A 639-nucleotide genomic window follows, 5' to 3' on the forward strand; every position below is an offset into this window, starting at 1 on the left:
GGCCCAGATCAGGGACTTCGTCAAAGGTCTGAGCGCGGACGACATCAAGTCGGGCAACTGGTTCACCAAGCTCGCCGCCCACGCGATGAACGCGTACACCCAGAAGGTCGACTGGCAGTACTTCCAGGACCGGTACTCCGGCGTGCCCGCGGACGTCATCGTGGACCAGCGGATCAAGATGGCGGCCCGCTACGCCGCGCTCGAAGGCGGGCTCTCCGCGGGCGCGTACACGGCGACCGTCGCCGCGACCATCGGCAGCCTCGGAGGCGCCTCGCCGGCGACCGTGCCCGCGGCCGTGGCGACCATGATGGTCGACGTCGCCTTCATCAGTCAGCTCCAGCTCCGCCTGGCCTACGACGTCTCCGTCCTCTACCGGGTGCCGATCGACGTGCACGACCCCGAGGACCTGTGGAAGCTGATCCGTGTGGCCTTCACGATCAAGAGCGGGGAAGCGGCCAACAAGACCGTGGTCAAGGCGGTCCCGATGGTGGTGCGGCCGCTGGTCAAGAAGTTCTACTCGGGGTCTGTGCTCACCGCCGGCAAAGCGCTGCCGGTCGTCGGGAAGCACCTCCTGCAGCGCAATGTCATCAAGATCGGCATCCCTCTGGTCGGCGTCCCTCTCGCCGTCCTGCTGAACCG

At 67.0% G+C, this 639-nt stretch carries 1 pseudogene; it reads left to right on the plus strand.

The features are described from left to right. Positions 1-639: pseudogene (locus LPA54_RS34815) on the plus strand (hypothetical protein); the annotation flags it as partial.

It is taken from the genome of Streptomyces sp. DH12, from assembly GCF_020873895.1.
Lineage (GTDB): Bacteria > Actinomycetota > Actinomycetes > Streptomycetales > Streptomycetaceae > Streptomyces.